This window comes from Sphingomonas sp. (assembly GCF_042091075.1).
Classification (GTDB): domain Bacteria; phylum Pseudomonadota; class Alphaproteobacteria; order Sphingomonadales; family Sphingomonadaceae; genus Sphingomonas.
On sequence record NZ_JBELIE010000196.1, the window covers coordinates 1 to 5254 of the forward strand.

General features: G+C 69.6%; 3 protein-coding genes. All 3 read right to left on the minus strand.

Annotated features, from left to right (window positions below):
- Positions 1-981: TonB-dependent receptor (locus tag ACFDSW_RS15010; RefSeq protein ID WP_375251080.1), on the minus strand; the 981-nt coding region annotated here is incomplete at its 3' end.
- 125 nt (positions 982-1106) lie between these two features.
- Positions 1107-4550 (minus strand): amidohydrolase family protein, encoded by a 3444-nt coding sequence (locus ACFDSW_RS15015; protein ID WP_375251081.1) that lies wholly within the window; start codon positions 4548-4550, stop codon positions 1107-1109.
- Positions 4551-4623: 73 nt separating this feature from the next.
- Complete coding sequence (locus tag ACFDSW_RS15020; protein WP_375251082.1) at positions 4624-4998, minus strand: copper resistance protein CopC; 375 nt, start codon at positions 4996-4998, stop codon at positions 4624-4626.
- Positions 4999-5254 lie beyond the last annotated feature (256 nt).

A 5254-nucleotide genomic window follows, 5' to 3' on the forward strand; every position in this document is an offset into this window, starting at 1 on the left:
CCCGACCGGGGGGACGATCTCGATCCGCGCGCCGATCCCGGTGGCGGGCGTGTTATACTGGTCCAGCGTCTGCATCACGGTCGTCCGCGCGGCATTCACGCCGGCGAATTGCGACGCGAAGGCGCGCGTCTGCAGATAGGCCAGCGCGGACGCCCCCCAGTCACCGCGCCGCACCACGCGCAACGATGCGTCAGCGCCCTCGCTGCGATTGCGGGTGAAGGCAGTGCCGCGTTCGCGCACGTCGGTGAAGGCGCTAACGTTCGCCTGCACCTCCGTCTGCGCGTCCGCCGCGATCACCGCCCGCACCGCGCCGGACGCCTGTTCGTAGGGTGCGGCGCGATCGACCGGCCCACGATCCGCCGCCACCGTCGGCACGAAGCCGTCGCCGCGCGCATAAGCGGCGGACAGCGTCGCGAACCCGCCGTCACGGCGCAGCGCGGCGGAGGCCTGCGCATCGACCGAGTCGCGGCTGCCGTAGGCGATATCGGCGCGCATCCCGTCCCCGTCGCGCGGCGCGGCGCTATCCAGCTCGACCGTCCCGGCTAGCGCGCCGGGGCCGAAATAGCCGCTGCCGCCGCCGCGCGTGACGCGGATCTGCCCGATCCGTCCCGTGGCATAGGCGGGGAAGGCGACCCAGCCGCCGAACGGATCCGCCTGGGGCACGCCATCGAGGATCAGCAGCGCCCGGCTCGACGCATTCCCGCCGATCCCGCGCAGCGAAATGCCCTGGCTGGTGGGGTTGGCGGAGCGTGAATCGGCGCGGCGGAACTGCTGCAGACCCGCGACATCGGCCAGCACGGTTTCGAGCCGGTTGGCCGCCGTCGCCTCGATCCGCGCGGCGTCGATCGTCACGATATCGAACGCGACATCGCCGCGACGCTCCGCCAGCCCGCCTCCGGTGACGACGATATCGGGCGCCTGCTGCGCCGCCGCGACGCTGGAGACGAGGCTGAACGGGAGAAAGAAAAGACGATGTTTCACGATCTTGCCCGTAGGGCGCCCGGCGGGTGACGGGAAGGGGGGCACGCGCGGCGGGACATGATCCGGCTCACGATGAGCGTCGTCATGCCCGGCGCGGTCAGCGCCCCGCCGCCGTGCGGGACCGTTCAGTCCCGCGCCCAGTCGCCATGGCCATGGCCCGCGGTCATCGTCACGCCCGCGCCGCGCCCGCCGGTCGCGCCCTCCCACCAATAGGGCTGGCGCTTGTAGGTGCCGGTCGCGACTTCGTTGAGCGTCGCGGCATCGTACAGCCGGCCGCCCAGCATCACCTGATGCACCTTCTCGCTATTGCGGATGTCGGTCGTCGGGTCGGCATCGAGCACGACCAGATCGGCCAGCTTGCCCGGCTCGATCGAGCCGATGTCCTTGGCATAGCCGAGCGAGGTCGCCGGCATGATCGTGGCCGCGCGCAGCGCCTCGATCGGCGACCAGCCGCCACGCACGAAGCTCCACATCTCCCAATGCGCGCCCAGCCCGGCCTGCTGCCCATGCGCGCCGATCGATACCTGCACGCCCTTGTCGGCCAGTTTCTTCGCCTCACGCGCGCTGGCGGCGTCGACATAGTCTTCCTCGGGCGCCAGCTCGCGCCGCGCATTCTGCGCCGCCAGCGCCAGCGGCGGGGCGTGCCGCGTCAGCAGCGGGTGCCGCCACACGTCGGTATGCGCGCGCCAATAGGGGTCCCCCGCCGGCCCGCCATAGGTGACGACCAGGGTGGGCGTGTAGTTGGTCCTGGTCTGCGTCCAGAGCTGGATCAGGTCGACGTAGAAATGCTCCAGCGGAATATTGTGTTCGACGGTCGAATTGCCGTCCTGCACCAGCGAGACGTCCATCGTGTAGAGCGAGCCGCCTTCCGGCACGACCTCCATCCCCTCGGCCTGGGCGGCAGCGACCACCATCTGGCGCTGTTCCCGGCGCGGCTGGTTGTAGTTCTTGACGCTGTGGGCGCCCTGCGCCTTCAGCCGGCGGACATCGGCCAGTGCATCGTCATAGCTGTTGATCTCGGCATAGACCTCGGGCGCCTTGGCACCATAGATGATCTCGCCGGTCGAGAAGGTACGCGGTTGCAAGCGCAGCCCCGCGCGCTGCATCTCCGCCGCCGGGAAGATCTCCGCCGAGCGCGCCGACGGATCGTGGACGGTAGTGGTGCCGAAGGCGAGATTCGCCATCGCGTTCCAATTCTGCTGCGGGATCAGATCGTCCTCCGCCTGCGGGCCGTGCGCATGCGCGTCGATCAGCCCGGGGATGATCGTCTTGCCCGTTGCATCGATGCGCGTCGCCCCGGCGGGCACCGCGACCTCGGCGCGCGGGCCAACCGCGACGATACGGTCGCCACGGATCAGGATCGTGGCATCATCGATGATACCACCGTCCGCGCCGCGCCCGTTGCCCTCCCGCATCGTCACGACGCGCGCGCCGGTCAGCGCAACCGTTCCGGTCGGCTTGGCGGCGGGCACGTCCATCGACAGCGACAGGCCGGTACGCGGCGTCGGGAAGGTCGGCGCATTCTCCCCCACCGGCGCGGTCGCGAACAGCGCGGCGGTGTCGGCCCCATAGAGCGTCGGCCCCATGCTCCAATGGATCCGCCGCCCCGCGTCGGACCAGTTGATGAAGTCCGCCCCCTCCGCGCTGACGCGGGTGACGGGCATCGGCCCGCCCTTCTTGTCGACATCCACGGCCTGCTTGCCTGGCAGCAGCGGCATCACGAACGCCTCGTAATCCTGCCGAAAGGCGACATAGTCCCCGCCCGGCGCGACCTGGAAATCGTTCACCAACTCGCCCACGGCGTGGACGCGAACGTTCCCGCCGTTCAGATCCATGCTGACCAGTTGACGCTTGCCCTTGTCGTTGGTCATCACGAAGACACGATCGTTATCGGCGCCGAACTGCGGCACCGCCGCATCACGCGCGATCCGCACCGGCGCGCCCCCGCTGGCCGCGACACGATAGGCGCCGGTGCCGGAAGCGCCGCGCGCGGCGGTCAATTCCCCGCCCTCCCCCTGTTCGAAGACGATCGTCTTGCCATCGGGGCTGAAGCGCGGGCGACGGTAATGGCCCGCGACGCTGGTCACGTCGCGCACGCTGCCGCCGCCGGCACCGATCACGCGCACCTGCCCCAGCCCCGCATCCGTCCAGCCGACGAAGACGATCTGCTTGCCGTCGCGCGACCAGCTCGGCCACAATTCCATCTCGCCGCTGCTGCGCGTCAGGCGCCGCGCGGCGCCTCCGGCGGTCGGCTTGATCCACAGGCTGCCGAGCGTTTCGAACACCACCTGCCGCCCATCGGGCGAGACGCTGGCCCAGCGCGGCATCTTCGTTACGACCCGATCGGGCGCGACCTCCACCGCCGGATGCGTCGCGTCGACCACGACGCGCGTATCGTCGATCCGGAACGGAATGACATTGCCCGCGCCCCCCTCGGCCGGCACGCGGCGCAATTTGCCGCCGGCCCAGAACACGATCGCGCGATCGTCCGGCGTCCACGCCATATTGGGATAGACCCCGGTCACCGCCCAGGTTTCCTGCACGTCGCGATCGAGCGCATCGTACACGACCCGCTCCACCCCGGTTGCGAAATCCTTCACCCACAATTTGGTCTGGTTGTTCTCGCGCCGGACGAAGGCGATGCGCCGGCCGTCGCGGCTGGGGGTCGGGCGCACCGAGCCACCGACGCCGCTGACCACGGTTTCCACCTCTCCGCTGTCAAGATCGTAGCGCTCGATATCGAACAGATCGGTGCGCGAGTTCTGCGCATATTCGAAGATCGGCCCGGGCGAGACGTTGCGCGTATAATAGATGCTCTTGCCGTCGGGAGCGTAGATCGGCTCGCCCAGCTCCTTCTGCCATTGTTCGCTGACGCGCTTGACCAGCTGCACCCCGCCGCCGCCCGACACGTGGTACAGCCACACCTCGCCGGTGCCGAGGCTCCGCCCGGTGGTGAAATGCTTCTTCGCCGCGATGAAGCGGCCGTCGGGGCTCCACGTCGGCTGATTGAGCAGGCGGAAGTCTTCCTTCGTCACCTGCCGTTTGTCGCCGCCATCGACGTTCATCACCCAGATATTGTCGCCGCCGCCACGATCCGACGTGAAGGCGATCCGCCGCCCGTCGGGGGAGAAGCGCGGCTGATGCTCATAGGCCAGCCCCGCCGCGATCCGCGTCGGCGTGCCGCCCGCGATCGGCATCGTATAGATATCCCCCAGCAGGTCGAACGCGATCGTGCGCCCGTCCGGCGAGACATCGACGTTCATCCAGCTGCCTTCGTCGACATGGATCGCGACCTCGCGCGTGCGCAGGCCGCGCGGCGCATTGACATCCCATTTCGCGGGCTTGGCGGGGGTCGCGCTCACGCCCGGCGCCACATTGGCATTCGGCACCGCGGTCGCGGGGGGCGCTGGCGGAGGCAAGGTGTCGGTCGGCGTGTCTCCGCGAGTGGCACGATCCTCGGGCGCCTGACTGGCGGCCACCGGCTGCTCGACGGGCGGCGGCGCGGATTGCGCGGCGAGCGGCCCCGCGCTCAGAACCAGCGCGATCGCGGTAGCGGTACGGACGTTCATCAAGGCTCCCCTTTTCTTTCCAGCGACATGTAGCGGAAAGCCGCGTGTCGTCACGAAAGAAACGATCGGGGCGTCACCGCGCCGAAAAGGCGTATTGGCCCTCCACGGTCGCGCCGTCACTGCCGGTCACGCGCCAGCGCAGGCGATAGCTGCCCGCCGGCAGCGGGCGCGGCAGCACCGCCACCAGCGAACGGCGATCCGCGCCGGTCGTCGTCGCGAAACCACGGATCGGCATCGGCGGATGATCCTTCATTCCCGGCATTGCGGTCATCACCAAGTCGATCGCGTCGGCGGCGGCGGTCACCGGCTCGGAGAAGGCGAGCGTCAGCCGCGTGGGGCGCGCCACGACCGTATCGGCGGCGGGGGTGGCGCTGGCCAGCGTCGGCTGCGCGATCACCGGCGCGGCCGGCAGGAGTGACAGGATCAGCGCGGCGGGAAACAGACGCATCGGGGAACTCCGGGTGAGTCGAAGGGCGATGAAGCGGAGGGATCGAAAATTTGCCATGCGTGCGATACGCGCCGATCGTGCCGAACCCTCATGATGAGGGATCGGCGGCGCCGCTGCGTATCGGGAACGGCATGGGAAGGATGCGATGAGCGAACTCGATCACTGGCTGGACGCGCTCGGCGCGCAACCCACCGACCCACGGCTGGCGACGCTCGACACGCGGATCCTGGCGGGCGTTACGCAGCGGCAGGAGGCA

What these genes read in the sequence shown, in the direction of transcription:
- ACFDSW_RS15015 (WP_375251081.1), bottom strand. Translation starts at nt 4,550, where the DNA reads ATGAACGTCCGTACCGCTACCGCGATCGCGCTGGTTCTGAGCGCGGGG.
- ACFDSW_RS15020 (WP_375251082.1), bottom strand. Translation starts at nt 4,998, where the DNA reads ATGCGTCTGTTTCCCGCCGCGCTGATCCTGTCACTCCTGCCGGCCGCG.